Origin of the sequence: Parahoeflea alexandrii (genome assembly GCF_024105735.1) — a bacterium.
GTDB classification, from domain to species: domain Bacteria; phylum Pseudomonadota; class Alphaproteobacteria; order Rhizobiales; family Rhizobiaceae; genus Hoeflea; species Hoeflea alexandrii.
The window spans coordinates 105,304-129,894 of record NZ_JAAAML010000001.1 but is presented as its reverse complement, the minus strand read 5'-3'; the positions used below and the strand labels follow the sequence as shown (position 1 = coordinate 129,894).

Here is a 24,591-nt window from a genome sequence, read left to right as displayed (position 1 = left end):
ATGACCGACAACGCCTCTACCGACCGCATCCGCGCCCTGCCTTGTTTTTCCGGCTCCATCGAAATCGAGCCGCTGACGGGTGGATTGAGCAATGAAAGCTGGCTGGTCAGGGATGCCGCCGGACGCCATGTCGTCCGCCTGGGCCAGGATTACCCGTTCCATCACGTCGATCGCCGCCGGGAAGTCATGACCGCACGTGCAGCACATGAGGCAGGTTTTGCTCCCCGCGTGGAATACGCCGAGCCCGGTCTCATGGTCTCGGCCTTCCTGGATGCCCGCACTTTCGATGCCGCCGATGTGCGTGCCAACGCTGAGCGCGTCGGCCGCCTCATCCGCGATTTCCATTCATCCATGCCGCGTCATGTCGAGGGCCCGGGCTTCATGTTCTGGGTGTTCCATGTCATTCGCGACTATGCCCGAACGCTCGCCAGCGGCGGTTCGCGAATGGCTGACCGGCTGACCGGCTGGCTTGAACTTTCAGATCAGCTGGAAGCCGCCCAATGCCCCCTGCCGATTGTCTTCGGACACAATGATCTGCTGCCCGCCAATTTTCTTGATGACGGGCACAGGCTCTGGTTGATCGATTTCGAATATGCCGGGTTTTCAACCGCCATGTTCGACATCGCCGGGGCTGCATCAAACGCCGAAATGGGCGAAGACGAGGCTCATTCCCTGCTCGAGGTGGCGCTGGGGTTTCCGCCCGATGCTGCCGTTACCCGTTCGCTGAACGCCATGCAATGCGCCTCGCTGCTGCGCGAAACCATGTGGAGCCTGGTCTCGGAACTCTACCTCGACGCCCCCGGTGCCGACTACGAAACCTATACCGCAGAGAACCTCGCCCGTCTGGATGCGGCTCTCGACCAGTACCATTCGACCTATGGAAAGACATCATCATGACACTCCCTGACCGGGCCCAAATCGTCGTTATCGGCGGCGGCATCATCGGTTGTTCGACGGCTTACCATCTTGCCCGTGACCACAAGGCCGATGTCATTCTTCTGGAGCAGGGCCAGCTGACCTCCGGTTCGACCTGGCATGCTGCAGGCCTCGTCGGACAACTGCGCTCGTCGGCATCGATCACCAAGGTGCTCAAATATTCCGTCGATCTGTACAAACGGCTCGACCAGGAAACCGGCCTTGAAACCGGCTGGAAAATGTCAGGCTGCCTTCGGCTCGCCACCAACCAGGACCGCTGGACCGAATACCGGCGGCTGGCCACCACCGCGCAGAGCTTCGGCATGGACATGCATCTGCTCTCGCCTGAGGAAGCAAGGGCAATGTTCCCGCTGATGCAGGTCGATGATCTTGTCGGCGCCAGCTGGCTTCCCACCGATGGCCAGGCCAGTCCTTCCGACATCACCCAGTCGCTGGCCAAGGGTGCGCGCATGCATGGCGCGAAGATCTTCGAACACGTGCGCGTCACCGGTTTCGACATGAAGGACGGCCGCATTCTTGCCGTGAAGACCGACAGGGGCGACATCGCCTGCGAAAAGGTGGTCAATTGCGCCGGCCAGTGGGCGCGCCAGATCGGCGCCATGGCCGGAATCAATGTGCCGCTCCAGCCGGTCAAGCACCAATATGTTATCACCGAGAAGATCGACGGCCTGTCAGCCGATGCGCCGACCATCCGCGATCCCGACCGCCGCACCTATTTCAAGGAAGAGGTCGGCGGCCTGTCCTTCGGTGGCTACGAACCCAACCCGCAGGGCTGGACCACCGGCGATATCCCCGACGATTTCGAGTTCCAGTTGTTCGACGATGATTACGACCATTTCGAGCAGCACATGATACAGGCGATTGCACGTGTTCCCGCGCTTGAACATGTCGGCGTCAAGCAGATGATCAACGGACCGGAAAGCTTCACCCCGGATGGCAACTTCATCCTCGGCCCGGCGCCCGAATGCATCAACATGTTCGTCGGCGCCGGCTTCAACGCCTTCGGCATTGCCTCGGGCGGCGGCGCCGGCTGGGTGCTGGCGCAATGGGTGATCGACGGCGAGGCGCCGCTTGATCTCTGGGTCGTTGATATCCGCCGCTTTGCCGACATGCACCGGGACCGGCAATGGGTCAACGACCGCACGCTCGAAGCCTACGGCAAGCATTACGCCATCGGCTTTCCCCATGTCGAATACGAGAGCGGGCGGCCGCGCATCGTCTCCCCGCTCTATGACCGGCTCAAGGCCCATCGCGCCGTGTTCGGGTCCAAGCTTGGCTGGGAACGCCCCAACTGGTTCGCGCCCGAGGGCATGGAGCCGCAGGACATCCCCACCATGGGTCGCCAGAACTGGTTCGACGCGGTCGGCGATGAACACCGTCATGTCCGCGAGAAGGTTGGCATCTTCGATCAGTCTTCCTTTGCCAAGTATGAGGTCAGCGGCCCTGATGCGCTCGCGGCGCTGAGCCATATCTGCGCCAATGATGTGACCAAGCCGGTCGGACGCCTGACCTACACCCAGCTGCTCAACACCAGGGGCGGTATCGAGGCGGATCTGACCGTGGCGCGCCTCGCAGATGACCGGTTCTACATCGTCACCGGCACCGGGTTCCGCACCCACGATCTGGCCTGGATCCGGGAGCACATAGCAGAAGGCGCCGATGTCCGGATCGAGGACATCACCGAAGCCCATGGCACGCTGTCGCTGATGGGCCCCCATGCCCGTGATGTTCTGGAAAAGATCACGTCGGCGGATGTCTCCAACGCTGCATTCCCCTTTGGCCATGTCCGTGAAATCGACATTGCCGGCCACACCGTCCGCGCCTTGCGGGTAACCTATGTCGGCGAGCTCGGCTGGGAACTGCACATGCCGATCGGCGCCACCGGCGAGATCTTCGACGCGCTGATGCAGACGGGCAAGCCGTGGGACATCCGTCCCGTCGGCTACCGGGCTCTTGAATCGTTGCGCCTGGAAAAAGGCTACCGCGCCTGGGGCTCGGACATCACCCCCAACGACACGCCCCACGAGGCCGGCCTCGGCTGGGCGGTACGGCGCAACTCAAACACAGGTTTTGTCGGCCAGCAGGCTCTGGCGACAATCACCGGCCAGCCACTGAAAAAAAGCTTCGCCGGGTTCGTCATCGATGATCCGGATGCCGTCCTGGTCGGACGCGAAACCATTTTGCGCAATGGCCAACCCGTCGGCTACCTGACCTCAGGCGGCTATGGCTACACCATCGGCAAGAGCGTCGGTTACGGCTACGTTCGGAACGAAGATGGGGTCTCCAACGACTTTCTTGAACACGGAGATTACGAACTGGTCATCGCGATGGAGCGTTTTTCTGCGCGGATCGGCCTGAAACCTTTCATCGATCCGGCCAACGCCAGGGTGAAAGCCTGAACCGGCAAATCCGGATCAGGCGACTTTCAGCGCAATGCAGCGGCTTGGCGTGGTGCCCGCCTCGCCGGGCATCGAAACATAGGGGCCGGTGTCATCGATCAGAGTGCATATGCCATTCGCTTCAAGCCCGGCGAGACGCTGACGGAAGCTTGCCTGCCACAAGACGTCCTTGATGGTCAGCACGATCACGCCGCCGGACTTGCAGATCCGCAGCAGGTCGTCGAGGCCTTCAACACCAACATGGCCCGATGTGAAAACCCCGGCGGAGATGATCGCGGCAAAATGGTTGTCGGCAAATGGCAGCCTCGTGCCGAGCGCGGCCTGGTGCAGCGCCTTGTAAACACCCTTGCGTTCGGCCACCGCAAGCATGCCCCTGGAGAGATCGAGCCCCTCGACGTGCGTGTAACCCGTTATCGCCAGCCATTCCCCGATCAGCCCGGTCCCGGCACCCGCATCAAGCAGCGGCCCGGCGCCCTTCGAGACAAACCGAGCCAGCAGCGCGAGCGAAATGGCAGGATGGCGGTAACCGGCGAGAGACATGTCGCTGTCGTAGTTCTCCGCCCAGGCATCATAGACCCGCGCGACATCTTCCGTGCTGTCAGCCTGGTACACAGCGCCGAGGCGGGCAGTCTTGTCATCCGTCGTCATGTCACGCTCCACTGTCATTCCGTTACCGGTTACCATAGCCATTTCAATAACTTTGTGGAACTGTGTCACAAGAGCTGAACGAGGAAAAGGAGGCGCACCGCCATGCCAGATAAAACCGAGACCCGGCTGCGCGCCAGCCTCTCCGCAATCCCGTCGCTCGTGAACTACACCGGCCCGGTCGAACGGCTGGGCGGTCTGACCAACCTGGTGTTCCGGGTCGGCGACACTTGTGTGCGATTGCCCGGTGCCGGAACCGAGGAATACATCAACCGGGCGCACGAGGCGGTTTCCGCCCGGGCTGCGGCGGATGCAGGCGTCAGCCCCGAGGTCATTTTTGCCGATCCTGAGACCGGGGTCATGGCGACCCGGTTCATCGATGGCGCCGCAACCATGACCCCTGCCGGTTTCCGTGCGGACATCGGCACCGTCCGCCGCGCCGGCCAAGCCTTTCGACGGCTGCACACGTCCGGCGCGAAGTTTCCCTTCACATTCGAGCTCTTTGCCATGATCGACGAGTATCTCGGCATCCTTTCGACCAAGGATGTGGCACTGCCGGACGGCTACCATGACGTGGTCAGCGAAGCCCAATCGGTCCGCGCGGCCCTGGCGCGAAACCCGGTCCCGCTGGTTGCCTGCCATTGCGATCCGCTTTGCGAGAACTTCCTCGATACCGGCGAGCAGATCTACATCGTCGACTGGGAATATTCGGGGATGAACGACCCGATGTGGGATCTGGGCGATCTTTCCGTGGAGGGAGAATTCGATGCCGCCCAGGATCAGGCCTTGCTCGAGGCCTATGCCTGCGGTGAGCCGCAAGCCGCCGACCGGGCGCGGATGATCATCTACAAGGCGATGTGCGATCTTTTGTGGACGCTCTGGGGTTTGATACAACTGGCCAATGGCAATCCGGCCGACGATTTTCGTGCCTATGCGGATGGCCGCTTCGCCCGCTGCAGGACACTGATGGCAAGCGACACGTTCGCCGACAGTCTCCGCACCCTGCAAACGGCTTGAGGCCCGCAATACAGACTGCAAAAGCGATTGCCCCTTTGCCGGGGCTGACGTCGAACTCTTACATGGTTACGCCGATGCGCATCCTCATCATTCAGCACTCCGGCAAAGAACATGCCGGCGGGTTCAGGCCGCTGTTTTCCCGCGACGGGCATCAGGTGATTGCCTGTACGGCGCCCGACGAGATCGGCGACGCCGAGCTGAACGGCATCGACGGGCTCTGGGTTCTGGGCGGCCCGATGCAGGTCTGGGAGGCTGGCGAACTGCCGTGGCTGTCACGCGAGATCGACCTGATCCGCGAGGCGGTCCTCGAACGCAAGCTGCCCTATTTCGGAATCTGCCTCGGCCATCAGCTGCTGGCGCACGTGCTCGGCGGCGAGGTTGCTCCTGCGGCCAAATCCGAGGTCGGGTTGCTGCATGTGAGCAAATGCGGCAATCCGCCGATGTTCGAAGGCCTGTCCGAAGAATTCGGGTGCTTTCAATGGCACAGTGCGGAGGTGAGCCGCTTGCCGCCGGGTGCCGAGGTCACTGCATCTTCCGACCACTGCAATGTTCAGGCCATGGTCTGGGGCGGAACGGCACACTCTTTCCAGTTCCATGCCGAGCTGGATACCGGCACTCTTGCCGACTGGTATGATATCGAACAATGTGAAGAGATGCTCCGCACCCATATCGGCGACGACGCAAACCGGATCTTCGACGATCTTTCCGCTGCCGAGGCGAGCCTCTCGCTTATGCGGGAAAACCTCTACCGCCACTGGATCTCCAGCTTCGCGCGGTAAAACTCGCTCCAGTCAGTACGGAACTGCCTCCGACCGGGTGAGAGGCGCCACCGTGATGGCGCCTCTTTCGTATTCCTGCAGGCGTAACCGCCCCCGGGGGGCCGGGTTACTGCATGGAAGCCTTCACATCGGCAACATCGGCGGCGGTCATCTGGCCATTGGTGACGACTTCGCCACCCTTGATCTGCCAGAGCCGGAACGGACCGGAAATGTCGCCATACTGGTCGAACGACACATTGCCGATGACGCCCTGGTAATTGATCGCCTTGCCTTCATTGATCAGCGCCAGTGCTTTCTTGAACTCTTCGGGTCCGGCATAGATCGTCTCGCCTGCCGGATCGACCACCGAACGGATCGCATCGCGGATGGCGTCGGATTCAGCCTTGCCGGCCTTGGCCACGGCCAGCCCGACAATAGCACCGGCATCATAGGACCGGTCGGCGGCGGGCGCCGACGGCGCGATGCCCCCCGAGAAAGCCTCGTAATTGGCGTAGAAATACTTGGTCGACTCCGTCTCGGTCGTCCCCGAAGACGTGCCAAAAGCGCCCTCGAGATATTCGGCGCCGACGGCCTCGATGAAATCCGTCGAGTTCATCCCGTCATTGAGCAGGAACTTCTGCGGGCCGCCCTGGCTGATCCAGGCCCGGGCAACGGTTGCACCGTCGACCGGATAACTGATCAGGTAGAGTGAATCCGGGCTGCCTTCCATGGCTGCGGTGACTTCGGCACCATAGTTGGGCTGGTTCTCGTTGTAGGGCGTGACAGATGTGATTTCACCGCCGAGCGCTTCATAGGAAGCGGAGAATTCGCGCATCAGGTTGACGCCGAAATCATTGTTGACGTGAATGATGGCCAGCTTCTTCAGGCCTGAATCGATCGCGTATTTGGCAGCCGCAATGCCCTGCAGCGCGTCGGACGTGATGGTCCGGAAGAAGTAGCCACCGGTCTTGCCGTCACGGCTCAGTTGCGTGAGCGTCGGGCTTGAGGATGCGGGCGACACCTGCACGACGCCGGCAGCGGCGGTCACAGACGTCAGGATCGGGATCGAGACCGACGAAATGATCCCGCCGATCACCACAGGCACCTGCTTGACATTGACAAGCTGCGTCGCCTGGTCGACGGCGACATTGCCCTGGCTCTGGCTGTCTCGGGTATCGGTGACCAGATTGCACCCAAGCACACCCCCGGCTTCGTTAAGGTCGCGGAAAGCCATCTCCACGGACTTGGCACCAGCCTGCCCGTAGGCACCTGCGGGACCGGTGAGCTCCATCACCATTCCAATGGTGATGTCGCAGGCTTGCGAGCTGAGCGCCGAGGCACAAAGCATGGCCAAGGCAAGGCCGGATTTGCGGATCATGTTCATTCTCGTTCTCCTTGTTATGGGGCCTCTCTCGCCCGTTTTGTTATGTCGTAATCCAGGTTTCCTGCAGATGCCGCCAGACCACCCCCTCGGGTGCTTCAGGATCGGCACTGAACACGGCAGAGGAACGGCGGGCGGACTTTTCGCCAGCGATCACCTGATGTTCATCGTAGACGACAGCAACCGTGTCGCTGTCGATGAGGCGCGCCGAGATCAGGTCCACCCTGATTTCGAAATCCGCCGGGCGCTTGCCACGGGCGTTGCTGATCATGACCACGACGTCGTCCCTGCCGATGGTGTTGGCGTCGGGCTCGATCATCACCATGTCTGGCGCAAAGGCGCGCAGTGAAGCCTCAAGCTCTGCCTCGCTGGCGCGGCCGGTGAACCATTCGACGAAAAAATGGTGCCGGTTGACGACTTCGGCCTGAGCGCGCGTGATCAGGTCCACCATTCAATGCCCCTGTTTGTTCAGATTGTATTTCATCACCGAACCATGCTTGCCGTTCCGGTCCCGTTCCAGCGTGTAGACATCGCCGGGCACAGGATTGGCCTGCGCCAGAACGGCGTTGATCTCGGCGAAATCCCGTTCGCTCAACTGGATGCCGGGGATCGCCAGATTGCGCTCGAGATGGTTGCGGTTGCGCGCACCGACGATGACGGCTGCCACGCCGGGACGCTCGAGAACCGCGCGGCTGGCGATCGAGGCAATATCGCTGCCATGCCGCGCCGCGACCACGGATAATGCCTTCAACAGCTCCTGGAACAATGCCCAACCGCCGAACTCGTCGACGATCAGCTTGTACTTGATCAGCGACCGGTTCTCGAAGGGCGGCGTCAGTTCGGGCGCGCCGAGCATGCGTTCGGAAAACAGCCCGCCGCCGACCGACCCGTAGCAAAGAAAGCGAACCCCGTGCTGGGCAGCCGCGGTCGTCATCGCGCGCGATGGACGGCCGTCGATCAGCGAATACTGAACCTGCATGGAGACCAGCGGCACACCGGCATCGATGATCCGCAGCATCTGTTCCGTGTCGAAATTGGTGCCGCCGATATTGCCGATCTTGCCTTCCTGCCGGAGCTCGGCAAGCCAAGTGGCCACTTCAACCTGGCGGTCGACTTCATAATCCCACCAGTGAAACTGTACCAGATTGAGCTGGTCCATGTTCAGGCGCTTGAGCGAGGTCTCGATGGCGGCGGCCACGTCGGCTTTTGTAAGTGTCGCGAGATTGCCCAGATCGGGAACAAACTTCGTGTGCACCTTGATCTTGTCGAGCGCCTCGGCGCCGCGGACCCGTTCATACTCCTTTCGGAAATCCCCGATAAGGGCTTCCACCCCGGTGTAGATGTCGGCACAATCGAATGTCGTGATCCCCGAATCGGCAAAGGCGATCATATCGTCGATACTGGCCTGCCGGTCGATATCGCCATGCCCGCCGGCCAGTTGCCAACCACCCTTGATGACACGGGAAATCCGATGTCCCGGAGCCAGGTCATAGGTCTGCATTGTCATCTCCCAGTGGCACGGCAGTGGTCTCGGAATGGCTGAAACGCCTCAGCCCGGTACGCGTTATCCTCAACCGCGAGGGACAATTCGGATCCGGACAGGCAATCTCAGCATCGGTGGACATCCAGTCATTCGCATCTGTCTGACGCTGCTTGGCGGCCAGCAGGGGCAGCACGGAAGCCAGCGAGTAGATCGAGATTCCCTGCCCGTCAGGCAGGTGCAGCATCTCTCCGCGCAGTTCGAAATAATCGCCCACATTGGCGCCGCACCAGATCTTTGCGCCTTCCGGTGCAACCACTTCCACCTTCAGATCCCACAGCTCGAAGCCATCATCCTTGCTCATGATGCGCCTCCCTCGCCCTCGTTCCAGAAATCCGGATCCGCCCTTTCCAGAATGGCGAATGACTGGCTGATATCAGCCGTCAACTCGCTGGCAACGCGGGCCTTGTCGCCGGCCTGGATGGCTTCGAGAATGCCCCTGTGATGCAGCGTGGCGGCCGTGTCTGTGAGTGGCTTGTGCAGCTTCGCCGCAGCCCGGACATAGGGCCCTGCCTGCATCCAGAGACTTTCAACGATGGGCATGAACACCGACGAGCCTGCCGCCTCGTACAGATGGAAATGGAAGGCATGGTTCAGCGTCGCGACATCCTGGGCGTCGCTCGTATCCTCATACTCTGCCGTCAGCATTTCCAGCCGCTCGATATCGTCATTGGTCAGATTTGAAATCGCACGGGCGGCCAGCTCGCTTTCGATCAGGGTTCGTGCCTGAGCGATATCCCGCGCCCGCTCCAGTGTAAGCAACGGCACGCGCACCCGACGGTTCGGCATCGCTTCCAGCGCACGTTCAGACACCAGCCGCGCCAGAGCCTCGCGTACCGGCATCGAACTGACCGACATGCGCTGAGCCACGTCTCCGGCGAGAAAGATCTCGCCGGCATCGAACCGCGCCTGGATGAGAGCGATGCGGAGCTGCCGATAGATCCGGTCCTGAACGGTCTCGCGGCCGACGGGCGAAAGCGCGTCGAGCCCGGGCCCGTCAAACTTGGTGGTGGTCTGGATGTTCATTCCGACAATGCCCGCCTTGCTCGTTTGGATCTTTACTTTAGGCCTGAAACATGATCGTGTAAATGATAAATGATAGTTGATCAACTTTGATTGAGCCTCATGACCGGATCCAGTCAGCCACCAATTCTCAAGGCCCGCGGCATCACCAAATCCTTTGGAGGATTTCGCGCCGTCAACGACATTTCGCTGGATTTGGCCGCCTCGGAAATTCTGGGCGTGATCGGGCCGAACGGCGCGGGCAAGTCGACGCTCTTCAACCTGTTGGCCGGTGCATTGCCGGTCGACGCTGGCAGCATCCACCTGGCCGGCAAGGATCTGACCAAAGCACGGCCGGAAGCCCGGATCCTGTCCGGCCTCGGCCGCACCTTTCAAATCCCCCGCCCCTTCCCCCGCATGACGGTGCTGGAGAATGTCATGACGGCGGCTCAGAACCAGCTCGGCGAAGGATTGTTTTCGGCGCTCATCGCCCCGCGCCAGGTCGCCGCGCAGGAGCGAACGAATGTCGTTCGTGCTCGCGACATCCTGGATTTCGTTTCCCTCTCGCATCTTGAGGATCAACCGGCAGCGGTGCTTTCGGGCGGGCAGCGCAAACTGCTCGAACTTGCCCGTGTGCTGATGGCCGAGCCAAAGCTCATCCTGCTTGACGAACCGGCGGCCGGGGTCAATCCCGCGCTTCTCGATCTGATCATCGACCGCATTCATGCCATCAACAAGCTGGGAATCGCGATTCTGTTGATCGAGCACAACATGGAAATGATTGCGCGCCTATGTCCCCGCGTCATCGTCATGGCCGCCGGCAAGTCCTTGGCCGAGGGTGCGCCGGAAGAGGTCACCAGGCGCGCCGATGTGATCGATGTCTACCTCGAGGGAATGCCCGCATGACCGCGCTGTCCGTCGCCGGTCTGCACGCCGGCTATGATCCCGATCTGCCTATCGTCAAGGGTGTGAGTTTCGACATCACCCGAGGCGAGGCTGTCTCGATTCTCGGCCCCAACGGCGCCGGAAAATCCACCATGATCAAGGCCATTGCCGGCCTTGTGCCATGCTTCGCAGGCCACGTTCGGCTCGGACAGACCGATGTGACCGGACTTGCCTCTCATCATCTGGTGCGCAACGGCATGGGGTTCGTGCCCCAGACCGAGAACATCTTCACCCGCCTGACGATTCTCGAAAACCTGCAGATCGCGGCGCAGTTGCTGCCAAAGGCCGAGCGCGCCGGCCGGATCGCAGCGATGCTCGACATGTTCCCCGACCTTGCCGCCCGGCCTGGCGAACTGGCAGGTGCACTCTCCGGCGGCCAGCGCCAGATGCTTGCCGCTGCTCGTGCCCTTCTGACCGAGCCGCAGGTGCTCATGCTCGACGAACCTTCCGCCGGCCTCTCACCAAAGCTCGTTGGCCAGGTGTTCGACACCTTGCGCCGTATCTCCGAAGCCGGCGTGACGCTTGTCCTCGTCGAGCAGAATGTCCGCGCGGCCCTGACGCTGACAGAACGCGCACTTGTTCTGGTTGACGGCAAGCTCGCCCATGACGGCCCCTCGGAAACCCTGCATGACGGCAAGCTGCTGGGCGAACTGTTCCTTGGCCATCGCACGGCGGAGGCTAGAACATGAACCCGCAAGCCATCATCGACGGATTGATAGCCGGATCGACCATCGGTCTTGGCGCGATCGGCCTGACCCTGACCTATTCGATCCTGCGCTTTGCCAACTTCACCCATGGCGATTTTCTCGCCTGGGGCGCCTACCTGACATTGACCGTGGCTGGTGTCCTCGGCGGGCTTGCCGCCGGGCTCGGCGCGCCAGTCTATCCCTTCAGCTTCGGTTGGGGACTTCCGCTTGCCATGTTCGGCGGTGTGGCGCTGACCGTGGCTTTGACACTGGGACTGGACCGTATCCTGTTCGGCAAGCTGCGGGCCCGTGGTGCCGATGCGATCATCATCGTCATGGCAAGTTTCGGTGCATCGATGGCGTTGCGGTCGCTGCTTGAGTTCATCTTCACCGCCAAACCCGCCTACTTCACCAAGGCGCTGCAGATTGCCAAGCCACTGGGGCTCGGCATGCGCGCCACACCTGACCAGTTGCTGGTGATCGGCATGACCGCTGTACTCGTGGTGGTGCTGCATCTCCTCGTCACCCGCAGCGCCACCGGCAGGGCGATGCGGGCGGTCTCGGAGAACCCGAGCCTTGCCGGGGTCTACGGTGTCAATGTCGAGAATGTCATTCGCGTCACCTGGATCATCGGTGCGGGCCTCGCCTGCATCGCCGGCGTCATGGCCGGACTGCTGGTGCAGATCCGTCCTTACATGGGGTTTGACCTGCTGCTGCCATTGTTCTCAGCGGCCATTCTCGGCGGTATCGGCTCCATCCCGGGCGCCATGCTGGGAGGACTGATCATCGGGCTCGCGGAAGCCTTCGCGGTACAGATCGTCGGCGCGGAATGGCGCGCCGCCATCTCCTTCGTCATTCTTGTGCTGGTGCTCATGCTGCGCCCTCAGGGCCTGTTTGGCCAGAAGGGGGCGTAAATGGAACTCCTCGCTTACGCAGCCTTCTTCCTCACCATTGCGCTCACCTACGCGATCATCTGCCTGGGACTGAATGTTCAATGGGGACAAACCGGGCTGTTCAATGTCGGCATCGCCGGTTTTGTCGGCCTCGGCGCCTATGTTTCGGCGGCCCTGACGACACCTGACGCGGCCGAACGCATCGGCGGCTTTGATCTCCCCATCGCACTCGGCTGGCTGGCAGCCATGGCGGCCGGCGGTGGCCTCGCGCTTGCGGTCGGCCTGCTGACCCTGAGAATGCGGTCGGACTACCTGGCCATCACCACCTTCGGCATTGCCGTGGCGCTCCAGCTTGTCTTCCAGAACACCGAGAGCCTGACCGGCGGCGCCTTCGGCATGGCCTTCATCCCGCGGCCCTTCTCGGGGCTTCAGGGAGAAGCCTTTGCCTTCAATGGTCTCAACCTGGCACTGACGGCTGCGGTGGTCCTCGCCTGTTATCTGCTGCTTGAACATCTCCTGCGAAGCCCGTGGGGCCGCGCCCTGCGGGCTGTGCGCGAGGATGAGGTCGCCGCCCAGGCGCTCGGCAAGAACCCGGTTCTTCTACGCATCCAGGCCTTTGCCCTCGGCGGTGCAATCATGGCGCTGGCAGGCGCCGTACAGGCCCATTTCATCGGCTTCATCGCACCGGGCAACTACCTGCCGATGATGACCTTCCAGGTCTGGGCGATGCTGATCGTCGGTGGCTCCGGCAACAATCGCGGCGCAATCCTCGGCGCAGTTCTTGTCTGGGCCATCTGGGCCCTGTCCGGTGCGCTGATCTCGGAGGTTTTCCCCGCCGATCAGCAGGCCCGCGCGGCCTCGCTGCAGATCGTCATCATCGGCGTGATGCTCTGCGTCATTCTATTGTGGAGGCCGCAGGGCATCCTGCCCGAAGTGCGCTCCGTATCGCGTCATCTCGGACGCCGCAACAAGGACATCAAACCATGAAACCCGACCGCAAGGATCTCGCGCCCGGCCTCTCGATCAGCCGCATTCTGACCGGCCTGTGGCAGGTTGCCGACCAGGAAAAGGACGGCGTCACGCTAGACCCGGTCGCTGGTGCGAAGGCGCTTGCCGACTATTCCCGGGAAGGATTCGACACCTTCGACATGGCGGACCACTACGGCACCTCGGAACTGATCACCGGCGAGTTGCTGCGCAGCTGGCAGGGTGGCGACCGCCCCCGGGCCTTCACCAAGTGGTGCCCCGAACCCGGACCGATGACACCGGAGATCGTCCGTGCCGGCGTGCAGGAACGTCTCGACAGACTAGGCGTCAAGCGTGTCGACCTGCTGCAATTCCACTGGTGGACCTTCGAACATCCCGCCTGGCTCGATGCCCTGCACGAGATGAAGCGGCTCAGGCAGGAGGGCCTGATCGGCGAAATCGGCGTCACCAATTTCGATGCCGCCCATCTTGATCTCGCATTGGCCGAAGGCATCCCGTTGGTTTCCAACCAGGTATCGTTTTCGCTGATCGATCGCCGCGCCGCGGGGCATCTGGCGGAGATCTGCAAGAAGCATGGTGTCCACCTGCTTGCCTACGGTACCCTTTGCGGTGGCTTCCTCTCCGAACGCTGGATCGGCAAGCCCGAACCCGAGGCGGTCAAGGACTGGAGTGGATCCAAGTATCTCAGGTTCATCCAGGCTGCCGGAGGCTGGAACGGCTACCAGGGCATTCTCAAGGCTGCCGACGAGATCGCCCGCAAGCATGGCGTCTCGATCTCCAACGTCGCCACCCGCTGGGTTCTCGAGCACGCCCATGTCGCAGGCGTCATTGTCGGCGCGCGCCTCGGCGAAAACCAGCACCGCGCCGACAATCTGCGGCTGTTCCAGTTCGAACTCGATGCGGACGACCATGATCGTCTCGACCAGGCCTTCGCCGCGACCCGCATGATCCCCGGCGATTGCGGCGACGAGTACCGCCAGCCACCCTTCCTCACCGCATCGGGCGATCTGAGCCATCACTTGTCGGAGATGCCGAGCGCCATGCAGGCCGTCACCGACCCGGACAATCCCGACCGGGCACGTGTCTTCTCCGGATCCCTTTGGGAACCGATCGCCGGCTATTGCCGGGCGCTGCGCGACGGCGACAAGATCGTGGTTTCCGGCACCACAGCAACCCACGGCGTCGACCGCACGGTTGCCCTTGATGACGCCGGCGCCCAGACAACCTACATCCTCGACAAGATCGCGGCATCGGTGCGGGCGCTCGGCGGAGACCCGAAGGACATTCTGCGCACCCGCATGTATCTGCGTGGCGAGGAGGACATCGAGGCCGCAGCCCGCGCCCACGGGCTTCGCTTCACCACCAATCCGCCGGCCAACACCACGTTTCTGGTGGGCAACCTGATCGGCGATTTCCGCGTGGAGATCGAGGCCGAGGCCGTCGTCAGCCGCAAGCGGGACTAGCGGCTATCCGGCTCAGATCCCGAGCCGGTCCCGCAGGCGATAGACGGCAACCGAAGGGGCCAGGAACCATGGCTTTCCGGTGTAGAACGGCCGCGTCTGGAACGGAATCTGGCTGAAGGCGCCCAGATCCGGATCGACGCCAGCCGCTGCCTTTCCAAGCCTTGAGCCGAGATAACCGGCCATCCCGACACCCGAGCCGCAATAGCCCATCGCGTAGGAGAGCCCCTTGTCTTCGCCGCAATGCATCAGCGTGTCGAAAGTGAAGGCCACGATCCCGGCCCAGGAATGGCTGATACGGGTTCCTTCCAGCTCGGGGAACAAGCGCACCAGCTCGGCCAAGAGCTTCGGCCCGCTCTTGCGCGGATCGGTTTCCTGCAGCGACACCCGGCCACCGAACAGGATGCGTTTCCGGTCAGGCGACGGACGATAGTAATAGACCAGCTTGCGTGTATCCGACAGGATACGGTTGGTGGGAAACAGCCGGTCCATCACGTCGGCGGGGATTTCCTCCGTGGCGATCACGTAGGATCCGATTGGAATCACCCGGCGTTGCTGCCATGGCGACAACGGACCCGTGTAGCCGTTGGTGGCGATGATCACCTTGCTGGCACGAACCCGTCCCTTGTCGGTCGACACTTCAAATCCCTGGGCTGAACGCTCGAGATCATTCACCCGGCACTGGCTGATGATGTTGGCACCCGCCGCCTTTGCCACGCCAAGAAGCCCTGCATGATACTTGCCGGGATCGATGCTGGCATGCTTTGGAAAGACGATCCCGCCATGATAGGCATCGGTGCCGAGTTCCCCGTGCTGGCTGCCACGCGGCACCATGAAGGCGCCGGTTTCGAAACCGGGATGCCGGCTCTCGCAATCCTTTGCCAGCTTGTCATACTGTCCCGCGGTGTGTGCCCCGTGGAAGCGGCCAACCACTCCAAAATCACAATCGAGCTTTTCCTCCGCCACGAACCGGGCCACATGATCGAGCGAGGCCTGACCTTCCTTCAGGATGGCAACCGCGCGAGCCTCGCCATATCGCTGCTTGAGCGTGGAAAACGACGGTTTGACGCTGGTGGAGATCTGCCCGCCATTGCGGGTGCTGCAGCCGAAGCCCGCTGCTTCCGCATCGATCACGACCGTCTCCAATCCCGCGCGCGCGGTCTGCACCGCCGCATGCAGCCCGGTGTAGCCTGACCCGATGATCAGCACATCCGCAGTCGCCGGCGGTTTCGCCATGTCATCGGGCTGCTGCGGGCTCGCATCCCACCAGTAGGGCGTGGGCTTGAAATCGGGAGTAAAACAATCGCTCGATTTTGTCATCTTATGTTCCCGCGTGATCGGAGAGGATCATGTCGGCGCCCTTTTCCGCAACCATGATGGTCGGCGCATTTGTGTTGCCGGATGTCACGGCCGGAAAAACCGAGGCATCGATTACTCGAAGATTGTCCAGCCCGTGCACCTTGAGCTTCGGGCTGACGACACTGTCACTGGCGTCGCCACCCATGCGGCAGGTGCTCACCGGATGAAACACGGTGCCAGCGCGTGCGCGGATATCGGCGATCATCTCATCGTCGGTCTCTACCTGGCGTCCCGGGCGGATTTCTTCTTCGAGGATTTCCGCAAACGCCGGAGAATCGGCAAGCCGGCGTAGGAATCGCGCGCCTTCGAGCTGTTCAGCAACGTCGTGATTGGTCGACAGGTAATTCGGGTGGATCGCCGGCGCATCGAACGGGTCGGACGACTTCAGCCCCAGATGACCGCGGCTGGTCGGCCGTGTCGGCTGCGTTCCCATGATCACACCGGAGAATGGGTCCGGGCTCATCAACGGACGCTTGCCCGGCGGCGCCTTGGTATAGCTTACCGGCGAGAAATAGAGCTGCATGTTGGGGCGCTCGAGCTCCGGCCGCGTCCGGATGAAGCCACCTGCCTGGTTCACGCCGAGTGACAGCGGCCCCCTGCGCCTGAGAACATAGTTGATGCCATGGCGCAGTTTTCCGATGAGCGGCCTCAGGTCGTCATTGAGCGTCTTCACCCGAGCCTTGTAGGTATGGTCGATGCAAAGATGATCCTGAAGGTGCTGGCCTACATTCGGTTGGTCATGCACGACCTCAATGCCATGCCGCTTGAGCGTTTCTGCCGAGCCGACCCCGGAAAGCATCAGGAGCTGCGGCGAGTTTACCGCGCCACCCGAAATGATGACCTCCCGTCCCGCGTAGACCCGTTCGATCTTTCCGTTTCGGACATACTCCACCCCGGTCGCACGGCTGCCCTTGAACAGGATCCGTGTCGCATGGGCGCGCGAAATGACCCTCAGGTTTTGGCGCCGCCGCGCCGGATGCAGATAGGCCCGCGCCGCCGACATCCGGAACCCGCCCCTGGCGGTGTTCTGATAAAGCCCGACGCCCTCATTGGTGGCGGCATTGAAATCGGGATTGTAGCTGAGCCCGCACTCTTCCCCGGCCCGGATGAAATTCCGGCAGGTGGGATGCAAGTCGCGTTCCATGGTCGAAACATGGAGCGGACCGCTGCCACCACGCCATTCCGTCTCGCCCTGGTCGCTGGTTTCACTTTTCTTGAAATAGGGCAGAACATCATTCCAGCCCCAGCCGGGATTGCCCATCACCTCCCAATCGTCGAAGTCACCGGGATGGCCGCGGATATAGACCATCGCGTTGATCGAGGAGGAACCACCGATCACCTTGCCGCGCGGCCAGTAGCTTACCCGGTTGTCGGTGCCGGGATCGGGTTCGGACCGGTACATCCAGTTGATCTGCTTGTCGTAGAATGCCATGCCGTAACCGATCGGCATGAAGATCTTGAAATTGCGGTCATGTCCGCCGGCTTCGAGCAGCAACACCGAATATCTGCCGTTCTCGCTCAGCCGGTTGGCCAGCACGCATCCTGCCGAGCCGGCGCCGACAATCACGAAGTCATGGGTCTTCACGGGGTACGCCACTCTTTGGTTATGAGGCTCAGGTTTGGGGTTTGTCGCGTTGCACCAGGATCGAAACCAGCGCCAGCAGCGCCGAGCCGATCATCAGGAAGAACGAAACCGCATTGAGCACCGGCGTCGAGCCAACCTTGACCATGCGGTCATACATGGTGATCGTCAGCGGCGCTTCCGAACCAACGAGGAACAGCGTGGTGTTGAAGTTCTCGAAGGAGACCAGAAAGGCGACGATACCTGCCGCCGCCATGGCCGGAAACAGGAATGGCAGCGTGATCGTCCTGAGCACCCGTGCCCGGCTGGCGCCGAGATTGTAGGCCGCCTCTTCCATCGACGCGTCGAACTTGCGCAATCGCGCAATGATCACCAGTGACGTGATCGTGGTGATGAACGAGAACTGGCCCAGCACCACCAGCACGATGCCCGGGCGCAGAAAATCCAGATCAAGCGACAAGGCTTCTTCCGCGCCATTGGCGATGTTGCTGGCCAGCAGCAGGATCGAGATACCAAGAATGACGCCGGGAATGACCAGCGGCAGCACCATCATGATGTAAAAGAAGTCCTTGGCCGGGAACTTGCAGCGGACGAACAGGAAGGCGTTGCAGGTGCCGACAAAGACGGAAAGCAGCGACACGAAGCTGGCGATCACGAAGGAATAGTAAAGCCCGCGCAGCAACCGCCGGTCATGAAACATGCCAAGTTTCGGCTCTGAATCGTTGAAGAACCAGTCGAGCGTGAAGCCCTGCCAAGGCAGCGACGGAAACAACGAATCGTTGAAGGCGAAAACGCCCGCGGCAACCAGCGGCGCTGCCAGAAACACAAAGAACAGGCCAACGTAGATCCGGTAGCTGGCGAGAAAGGCGGTGTTGGGTTTGATAGCCATCAGCTTCGCGCCACCGTGCTGTTGAGTGTCTGACCGGAGAGCTTGAGACCGCCCCAGACCACCAGCGAAGTGAAGGCCAGCAGCAGGAAACCGAACGCAGCACCCGATTCCCAGTTGTAGCGGGTGATGAACTGGTCATAGATCTGCTCGGTGAACCAGCTCGAGTTCTTGCCGCCCAAGAGGATCGGCGTCAGGTAACTGCCCGCGGTCAGCATGAACACGACGATGCAGCCCGAAACGATACCGGGCATGGCATACGGAATGATGATCCGCCTGAGCACGGTCGGTCCGTTGCCGCCAAGATTGTAGCCGGCTTCAATCATCGCATCATCCATACCGTCCAGCGTCGAGACCAATGGCACGATCATGAACAGGATAACCGTATAGACCAGCCCCATGATCACCGTGGCATCGTTGTAGAGGAACTCGATCGGCGTGTTGATCAGTCCGGCCCACTGCAGGCTGCTCGAAATGATTCCGGTTTCCCTCAACAGCAGGATCCAGCCGAAGGCGCGAATGAGATCGCTCACCCACAGCGGGATCAGGCACATCAGGAAAAGTGCGCCGCGGGTCCGGTTACCGGCAATCTTGGCGATGTAGTAGGCGATCGGAAAGCCCAGCAGCAGCGCCAATACGGTGACCAGCAACGACATCGACCCGGTGCGGATCAGCGTGTTCCAGTAGATCGGTTCGGTGAAGAAATTGATGTAGTTCTCGAGCCCGAACTCATACATCCGGGGCCCGACCTTTTCCCGCAGCGAAATATAGAACATCCCCAGATGCGGCAGGATGATAAGCAGCAGGATCCACAGCGCGAAGGGCGCAAACAGCAAGATCAGCGACAGACGCTTGATATCTCTTTGCATCATCGCGTCACCCTCAAGCCTTGAAGCTCATGGTCTGTTCCGGCGACCATGAAAGCGTGACGTCATCCTTCGGCTTCAGGTCCTGCGCTCCGCCGGTCAGAACCACGTCGGCTTCGATCAACTCGCCGGCGCGGTCGCGGACCAGAACCCGGCTGTTGGCACCGTTGAAAAGAATACTGTCGACCTTGCCCTCGATCACGTTCTGACCATTTCCGGATTGAACGGCAGAGCCACCTGCTTTCTCGGCCGTGATGAATTCGGGCCGGACGAAAGCATTCACCCTGTCGCCGATCCCCGGTGCGCCAGCGCCACGAACCGATCCGCGCATCGCCAGACCAGCCTCGGTTTCCACCTCGACCGTATTGCCTTCGACGCGGGTTACCTTTCCGGCCCACCGGTTGGTGTCGCCGACAAACCCGGCAACGAAAGCGGCCGATGGATTGTGATAGAGTTCCTGCGGCGTTCCGATCTGGACAAACTTGCCCTCGTTCATGATCGCCACATTGTCGGACATGACCAGTGCTTCCGACTGGTCGTGGGTGATGTAGACGAAGGTGGTGTCGAACTGGTGCTGCAGGAGCTTCAGCTCGATCTTCATGGCTTCGCGCAGTTTGAGATCCAGCGCACCGAGCGGCTCGTCAAGCAGCAGCACATCCGGGTCCAGCACCATGCAGCGGGCGATCGCGATGCGCTGCTTCTGCCCACCGGAGAGCTGTGTGATCTCGCGATTGGCGACATCGGGCAGGGAGATGCGTTCGAGAACATCATGCACCTTGGTGCGGATGACGTCCTTGGAAGCCCCGGCGCAGCGCAGGCCGTAGGCGATGTTCTCATAGACATTCATCATCGGAAACAAGGCCAGGTGCTGAAACACCATCTTGACGTTGCGCCGGTTCGGCGGCGTCCCGATGACCGATTTGCCCTTGATCCGGATGTCTCCGGATGTGGGCGACTCAAAACCGGCAATCATCCGCATCAATGTGGTCTTGCCACATCCCGACGGGCCCAGAATCGAGAAGAAGGAGCCCTTCGGGATCTCGAAAGAGACGTCATCCACGGCCCGCACCGAGCCGAAGTGCTTCTTGATCTGGATGCATTCCAGATCGTTCTCGGTGTTTGATTGCATCGAGTACCCAGTGCAGTGTGTCATGTCAGGTCTTTGGAATTTGAAGTGCGGCTACACAAACGGGCTGCGCAGCCGCACTCAGTCTCAATCAGTCGAAGATGTAAGACCCGGCTTATTCGGAGCCGGTGGCAGCCTTGATCTTCTCAAGTGTCTTGCCTTCCATGTCCTCGACACCTGCCGGGATGTTGGCAAAGAACTTCAGATTGTTGATGTCCTCGTCGGTGAAGGCGGCATTGACGGCAGCCTTCTTGTCATCCGGAAGCAGGTCCTTGCCGCCTTCGACAGCGGCAATCGCGCCGGTGCTGGCCGACATGGTCTTCACGTTCTCGGGCTCGAGCACGAAGTTGATCCACTTGTAGGCGGCATCATCGGCTTCGCCCTTGCGCGGGATGGCAAAGGTGTCGATCCAGGCCAGCGCGCCGGTCTTCGGCGGCACAAAGACAATGTCCTTGTTCTCGCCATAGAGCTTGTAGGCGGTCGAATCCCAGGTTTCCGAGGCGACGATTTCGCCCGACATCATCATCGCCGAAAGGTCGTCACCGCCCTTCCAGTAGGCCTTCAGGTTGTCCTTGCACGAGATCAGCTTGTCGGCGACCTTGTCCAGGATCTCCTGGTACTTGTCGAGATCGGCATAGGCCGCAAACGGGTCTTCGCCCATGTCAAACGCCATCCCCAGGAGGATCGTGCGGCGCAGGCGCATGGAGGTCTTGCCCGCGTATTGCGGGTCGCAAAGATCGCCCCAGGCCTTGACGTCCGGTGCCATGGTCTTGTTGGCCATCAGGCCCGATGTGCCCCACTGGTGCGGCACGGCATAGACTTCGCCGTCGATGGTGGTGTTGGCCTTGACGCCATCCAGCAGCTTGGCCTGCATGGTATCGGTGTTGATCTTCGACAGATCAAGCGGCTTGTAGATGTTGTATTCCTGCTGCACGGCATAGATGCGGTCATGACTTGGCTGGGCCAGGTCAAAGCCTGCGCCGCCGGTGGCACGCAGCTTGGCGATCATTTCCTCGTTGTTCGAGAACGTCACCTCGACGGTAATGTCGGGATATTTTTCCTCGAACTTTTTCACCAGCTCGTCAGGAGCATAGGAGCCCCATGTCAGCAGACGCAGGGTTTCTGCCTGCGCCGGCGCGGCGGCCATCACGGTCGTGGCCAGAAGCCCGGCAATTGCTAGTTTCATGATCATGTTGATCTCCCTTTGAACCCTCTGAATATCGGCGCATTATTGTTTATAACCCGCGCAGATGTGACGAAGCGTAGCCCCTCATTGGACTGCACCGCATATCCATTATAGATATTTTATCATACCAATTTGTGACAGGAACACTCACTCGTGTACACCATAAGTTTCTGAATTTTCGACACTTTCTGGCACCAACAAGACGCAGTCTTCGTGCCTCATTCATCCCGCTGTAGCGAATAGCCGCGCGAGCACATCCATGCCTTGCCGGATATCGGCCTCGTTGGCGGCACCATATCCTATGACCACCCCCTTGCGATCGATCGGAGCAAGGCAGTATCGGCCAATCCCGGAGAGCGTCAATCCCGCGGCATTTGCCTCGCGGACAAAATCCTCTTCGCTGCGCCCGGGATCGGTGAAATAGCCGACCGTGTGAAAACCCGCCGAGGCACGCTGGACAAGCATGTGCGGTTCGATCTGCCGGGCATGCGCGTGCAGGAGTTCGTGACGCTGCCTGTAGTGGTGCCGCATGGTCCTGATATGGGTGGCGAAATGCCCCTCGTCGATGAAATCTGCAACGATGGCCTGGGGCCAGGTCGGAACGCCGCTCAACGCCGCGGAGAAGATCGCCGACATGGCCTCCACCATGCTGGCAGGCGCTACCAGGAAACCAAGGCGCAGCGAAGGAAACAGGGTTTTGGAGAATGTGCCGACATAGATTACACGGCCATTGGTATCGATGCTCTTGAGAGTGGGCAGCGGCTGGTCGCCGAAATAGAAGTCGCCGTCATAATCATCCTCGACAATGAACGCATCCGCCCGGTCAGCCGCATCCAGCAGTGCCAGCCGCCGGGACAGGCTGAGAACCTTGCTCAACGGCTGCTGATGCGAAGGCGTGACAAAGGCCAGCCGGAAATCCGGAGCCTTCGCCAAACCATCGGCAACCACGATCCCTTCATCATCCACAGGCACGGCAACCAATTCGGCACCGCAGGAAATGAAGGCATTCCTCGCCCCGATCGCACCGGGATTCTCGAACCAGACCTTCTCTCCCCGGTCCAGCAGCATGCCGCCGACAAGCGAGAACGCCTGCTGAGCACCGCCAACCACGAAAACCTGCTCCGGATCACACTGGATCCCGCGGCTGGCATTGAGATGTGTCGCGATAGCTGCCCGCAACCTTGGCAGACCATAGGGGTTGCCGTAACCCATCACCGCATCCCGGTCGGATCTCAGGTGCCGGGCCGAAAGCCGCGCCCATTGCGCCATCGGGAATGCATGCAGCGCCGGCAAGGCCGTGACAAAAGCCTGGGATTTGTGCGGCAGTCGCCGTCTCTCGGCAAACATCGCCCGCGCCCGCATTGTAGAGGGCGACAAGCGTGGCGCCCGCTCCGCATCGATCTTGGCAGCTTTCGGCTTGACCGGTGTGCGCCCGGTCATCGTGTGGCTGACGAATGTGCCGGCCCCGATCCGCGATTCCAGCAATCCTTCGGAGATCAGGCGGCTGACCGCATCGAGCGCCGTGGTTCGCGAAACGCCCAGTTCGGAAGCCAGGGTCCGGGTTGCGGGCAACCGCTCCCCGCCATTGAGCCCGCCGGACAGGATGATATCGCGCAGCCCCATGTAGAGCTGCACGCTGATTTTCCGGTCTAGGCTCCGATCGATCCGGATCGAGGAGAGAATTGCTCCGGCCTTGGTTTTCATGGATGGGCTCTCACGGTAGTCAAAATTGGTCTGGAAGCTTTGCGAGATTGGACCTTATCGTAAGTCCAATCGACCCGCTACGGTTTGCCAAAAATTGCGGCATGGAATGACATCACATGAAAATCACCCACATTGAAACCTTCACCAACGAGTTCGTCTGCTTCGTCAAGGTCACCACCGACACCGGCGACATCGGCTGGGGCCAGGTCGCTCCCTATTATGCCGACATCACAGCGCAGATCGTGCACAGGCAGGTGGCGCCCTACGCGCTTGGTCAGTCGGCGCTCGACATCGATCACCTGGTGGACCTGATCCCCGAGAAGGAACACAAGTTTCCCGGCTCCTATCTCAAGCGTGCACTTGGCGGCCTCGACACAGCGCTTTGGGACTTGCGTGGCAGGATCGAAGGCAAGCCGGTTTGTGAGCTGATCGGCGGCACACCGGGAACCATCCGCGCCTATGGTTCTTCCATGAAACGCGACATCACCCCGAAGGATGAGGCCACGCGGCTGAGCCGACTGCGCGACAAATTCGGCTTTGACGCTTTCAAGTTCCGCATCGGTGCGGAATGCGGTCGCGGCAAGGATGAATGGCCCGGACGAACCGAGGAAATCGTCCCCACCATGCGCAAGGCCATGGATGACAGCGTTGCGCTGCTGGTCGACGCCAATTCCTGCTATTCGCCGGCCCAGGCCATCGAAATTGGAAAAATGCTGGTCGACAACGGCATCAGCCATTTCGAGGAGCCCTGCCCCTACTGGGAATACGAGCAGACCAGGCAGGTCACCGAAGCACTGTCCGCACCGCCCATCGATGTCACCGGCGGCGAACAGGATTGCGAGCTTCCGAACTGGCGCTGGATGATCGACATGAAGGCGGTCGACATCGTCCAGCCCGACATCTGTTATCTCGGCGGCCTGACCCGTACTTTGCGGGTGGCGGACATGGCCCACAAGGCCGGCCTGCCCTGCACGCCCCACTGCGCCAACTGGTCGATGGTCACCCTGTTCACCATGCACATGCTGCGCGCCATCCCCAATGCCGGCAAGTATCTCGAGTTCTCGATCGAGGGCGAGGACTACTATCCCTGGCAGGACGGCCTCTTCGTCGAAACCCCCTACGCCATCGTCGACGGCAAGGCGACGGTAACAGACGCACCCGGCTGGGGCGTCGAGGTCAGCCCGGCCTGGCTCGAACAATCAAGTCACCAGATCAGCTCGTTGGGAGCCTGAC

At 61.2% G+C, this 24,591-nt stretch carries 23 protein-coding genes; 10 read left to right on the top strand and 13 right to left on the bottom strand.

Features of this window, described 5'->3' with window-relative positions; translation table 11 throughout:
• Together GTW23_RS00575 and GTW23_RS00570 are read left to right on the top strand one after the other, a co-directional pair.
• A complete protein-coding gene (locus GTW23_RS00575; RefSeq protein WP_252914224.1) occupies positions 1-897 on the top strand; it encodes a phosphotransferase in 897 nt (298 codons plus the stop codon).
• Positions 894-3,335, top strand: coding sequence for a GcvT family protein (locus GTW23_RS00570; RefSeq protein ID WP_252914223.1), 2,442 nt, complete (start codon positions 894-896; stop codon positions 3,333-3,335). Before GTW23_RS00575 ends, GTW23_RS00570 begins: the two co-directional genes overlap by 4 nt.
• Positions 3,336-3,350: 15 nt before the next feature.
• On the opposite strand, the gene GTW23_RS00565 is transcribed toward GTW23_RS00570, so the two are convergent.
• Entirely contained in the window at positions 3,351-3,983 is a 633-nt protein-coding gene (locus GTW23_RS00565) for a class I SAM-dependent DNA methyltransferase (RefSeq protein ID WP_252914222.1), read from the bottom strand.
• A gap of 102 nt (positions 3,984-4,085) precedes the next feature.
• On the opposite strand from GTW23_RS00565, the gene GTW23_RS00560 reads away from it, so the two are divergent.
• Positions 4,086-4,997 (top strand): phosphotransferase, encoded by a 912-nt coding sequence (locus tag GTW23_RS00560; RefSeq protein WP_252914221.1) that lies wholly within the window; start codon positions 4,086-4,088, stop codon positions 4,995-4,997.
• Between the two features lie 74 nt (positions 4,998-5,071).
• Positions 5,072-5,776, top strand: a complete 705-nt coding sequence (locus tag GTW23_RS00555; protein ID WP_252914220.1) for a type 1 glutamine amidotransferase — start codon at positions 5,072-5,074, stop codon at positions 5,774-5,776.
• A gap of 106 nt (positions 5,777-5,882) precedes the next feature.
• Here the strand turns inward: GTW23_RS00555 and GTW23_RS00550 are convergent, their stop codons facing one another.
• Genes GTW23_RS00550 through GTW23_RS00530 form a run of 5 tightly spaced genes read right to left on the bottom strand, consistent with a single transcriptional unit; the run spans position 5,883 to position 9,702 of the window.
• Positions 5,883-7,130 (bottom strand): ABC transporter substrate-binding protein, encoded by a 1,248-nt coding sequence (locus GTW23_RS00550; protein WP_382265831.1) that lies wholly within the window; start codon positions 7,128-7,130, stop codon positions 5,883-5,885.
• Between the two features lie 49 nt (positions 7,131-7,179).
• The gene (locus GTW23_RS00545) at positions 7,180-7,587 is read right to left on the bottom strand and encodes a hypothetical protein (protein ID WP_252914219.1); all 408 of its coding nucleotides are present in this window, start codon (positions 7,585-7,587) and stop codon (positions 7,180-7,182) included.
• Positions 7,588-8,637 carry an aldo/keto reductase gene (locus tag GTW23_RS00540; protein WP_252914218.1) on the bottom strand — a complete coding sequence of 350 codons (1,050 nt, stop codon included), beginning with the start codon at positions 8,635-8,637 and terminating at the stop codon, positions 7,588-7,590. It abuts the gene before it with no gap.
• A complete protein-coding gene (locus GTW23_RS00535; protein ID WP_252914217.1) occupies positions 8,624-8,980 on the bottom strand; it encodes a TIGR04076 family protein in 357 nt (118 codons plus the stop codon). The genes GTW23_RS00540 and GTW23_RS00535 overlap by 14 nt, the downstream gene beginning before the upstream one ends.
• Positions 8,977-9,702, bottom strand: a complete 726-nt coding sequence (locus GTW23_RS00530) for a GntR family transcriptional regulator (RefSeq protein ID WP_252914215.1) — start codon at positions 9,700-9,702, stop codon at positions 8,977-8,979. The genes GTW23_RS00535 and GTW23_RS00530 overlap by 4 nt, the downstream gene beginning before the upstream one ends.
• A 99-nt stretch (positions 9,703-9,801) precedes the next feature.
• Between GTW23_RS00530 and GTW23_RS00525 the strand changes: the two genes are divergently transcribed.
• Genes GTW23_RS00525 through GTW23_RS00505 form a run of 5 tightly spaced genes read left to right on the top strand, consistent with a single transcriptional unit; the run spans position 9,802 to position 14,652 of the window.
• Complete coding sequence (locus GTW23_RS00525; protein ID WP_252914214.1) at positions 9,802-10,584, top strand: ABC transporter ATP-binding protein; 783 nt, start codon at positions 9,802-9,804, stop codon at positions 10,582-10,584.
• A complete protein-coding gene (locus GTW23_RS00520) occupies positions 10,581-11,312 on the top strand; it encodes an ABC transporter ATP-binding protein (RefSeq protein WP_252914213.1) in 732 nt (243 codons plus the stop codon). The genes GTW23_RS00525 and GTW23_RS00520 overlap by 4 nt, the downstream gene beginning before the upstream one ends.
• Positions 11,309-12,223 (top strand): branched-chain amino acid ABC transporter permease, encoded by a 915-nt coding sequence (locus GTW23_RS00515; RefSeq protein WP_252914212.1) that lies wholly within the window; start codon positions 11,309-11,311, stop codon positions 12,221-12,223. The genes GTW23_RS00520 and GTW23_RS00515 overlap by 4 nt, the downstream gene beginning before the upstream one ends.
• Complete coding sequence (locus tag GTW23_RS00510) at positions 12,224-13,189, top strand: branched-chain amino acid ABC transporter permease (RefSeq protein WP_252914211.1); 966 nt, start codon at positions 12,224-12,226, stop codon at positions 13,187-13,189.
• Positions 13,186-14,652, top strand: coding sequence for an aldo/keto reductase (locus tag GTW23_RS00505; RefSeq protein WP_252914210.1), 1,467 nt, complete (start codon positions 13,186-13,188; stop codon positions 14,650-14,652). The genes GTW23_RS00510 and GTW23_RS00505 overlap by 4 nt, the downstream gene beginning before the upstream one ends.
• Positions 14,653-14,664: 12 nt before the next feature.
• Here the strand turns inward: GTW23_RS00505 and GTW23_RS00500 are convergent, their stop codons facing one another.
• The 7 genes from GTW23_RS00500 to pdxR all read right to left on the bottom strand — a co-directional run bounded on the left by GTW23_RS00500 (position 14,665) and on the right by pdxR (position 23,358).
• Positions 14,665-15,969 (bottom strand): NAD(P)/FAD-dependent oxidoreductase, encoded by a 1,305-nt coding sequence (locus GTW23_RS00500; protein ID WP_252914209.1) that lies wholly within the window; start codon positions 15,967-15,969, stop codon positions 14,665-14,667.
• A gap of 1 nt (position 15,970) precedes the next feature.
• Positions 15,971-17,593, bottom strand: a complete 1,623-nt coding sequence (locus tag GTW23_RS00495; RefSeq protein ID WP_252914208.1) for a GMC family oxidoreductase — start codon at positions 17,591-17,593, stop codon at positions 15,971-15,973.
• Between the two features lie 28 nt (positions 17,594-17,621).
• Positions 17,622-18,479 (bottom strand): ABC transporter permease, encoded by an 858-nt coding sequence (locus tag GTW23_RS00490; protein WP_152010458.1) that lies wholly within the window; start codon positions 18,477-18,479, stop codon positions 17,622-17,624.
• Positions 18,479-19,345, bottom strand: a complete 867-nt coding sequence (locus GTW23_RS00485; protein ID WP_152011646.1) for an ABC transporter permease — start codon at positions 19,343-19,345, stop codon at positions 18,479-18,481. The genes GTW23_RS00490 and GTW23_RS00485 overlap by 1 nt, the downstream gene beginning before the upstream one ends.
• A 13-nt stretch (positions 19,346-19,358) precedes the next feature.
• Positions 19,359-20,471 carry an ABC transporter ATP-binding protein gene (locus GTW23_RS00480; RefSeq protein ID WP_252914207.1) on the bottom strand — a complete coding sequence of 371 codons (1,113 nt, stop codon included), beginning with the start codon at positions 20,469-20,471 and terminating at the stop codon, positions 19,359-19,361.
• A gap of 112 nt (positions 20,472-20,583) precedes the next feature.
• Entirely contained in the window at positions 20,584-21,660 is a 1,077-nt protein-coding gene (locus tag GTW23_RS00475; RefSeq protein WP_152010460.1) for an extracellular solute-binding protein, read from the bottom strand.
• A gap of 216 nt (positions 21,661-21,876) precedes the next feature.
• A complete protein-coding gene (pdxR, locus tag GTW23_RS00470; protein ID WP_252914206.1) occupies positions 21,877-23,358 on the bottom strand; it encodes a MocR-like pyridoxine biosynthesis transcription factor PdxR in 1,482 nt (493 codons plus the stop codon).
• 116 nt (positions 23,359-23,474) lie between these two features.
• Here pdxR and GTW23_RS00465 point away from each other — a divergent pair, with 116 nt between their 5' ends.
• Positions 23,475-24,590: a mandelate racemase/muconate lactonizing enzyme family protein gene (locus GTW23_RS00465; RefSeq protein ID WP_252914205.1), complete on the top strand. Its 1,116-nt coding sequence runs from the start codon at positions 23,475-23,477 to the stop codon at positions 24,588-24,590.
• Position 24,591 lies beyond the last annotated feature (1 nt).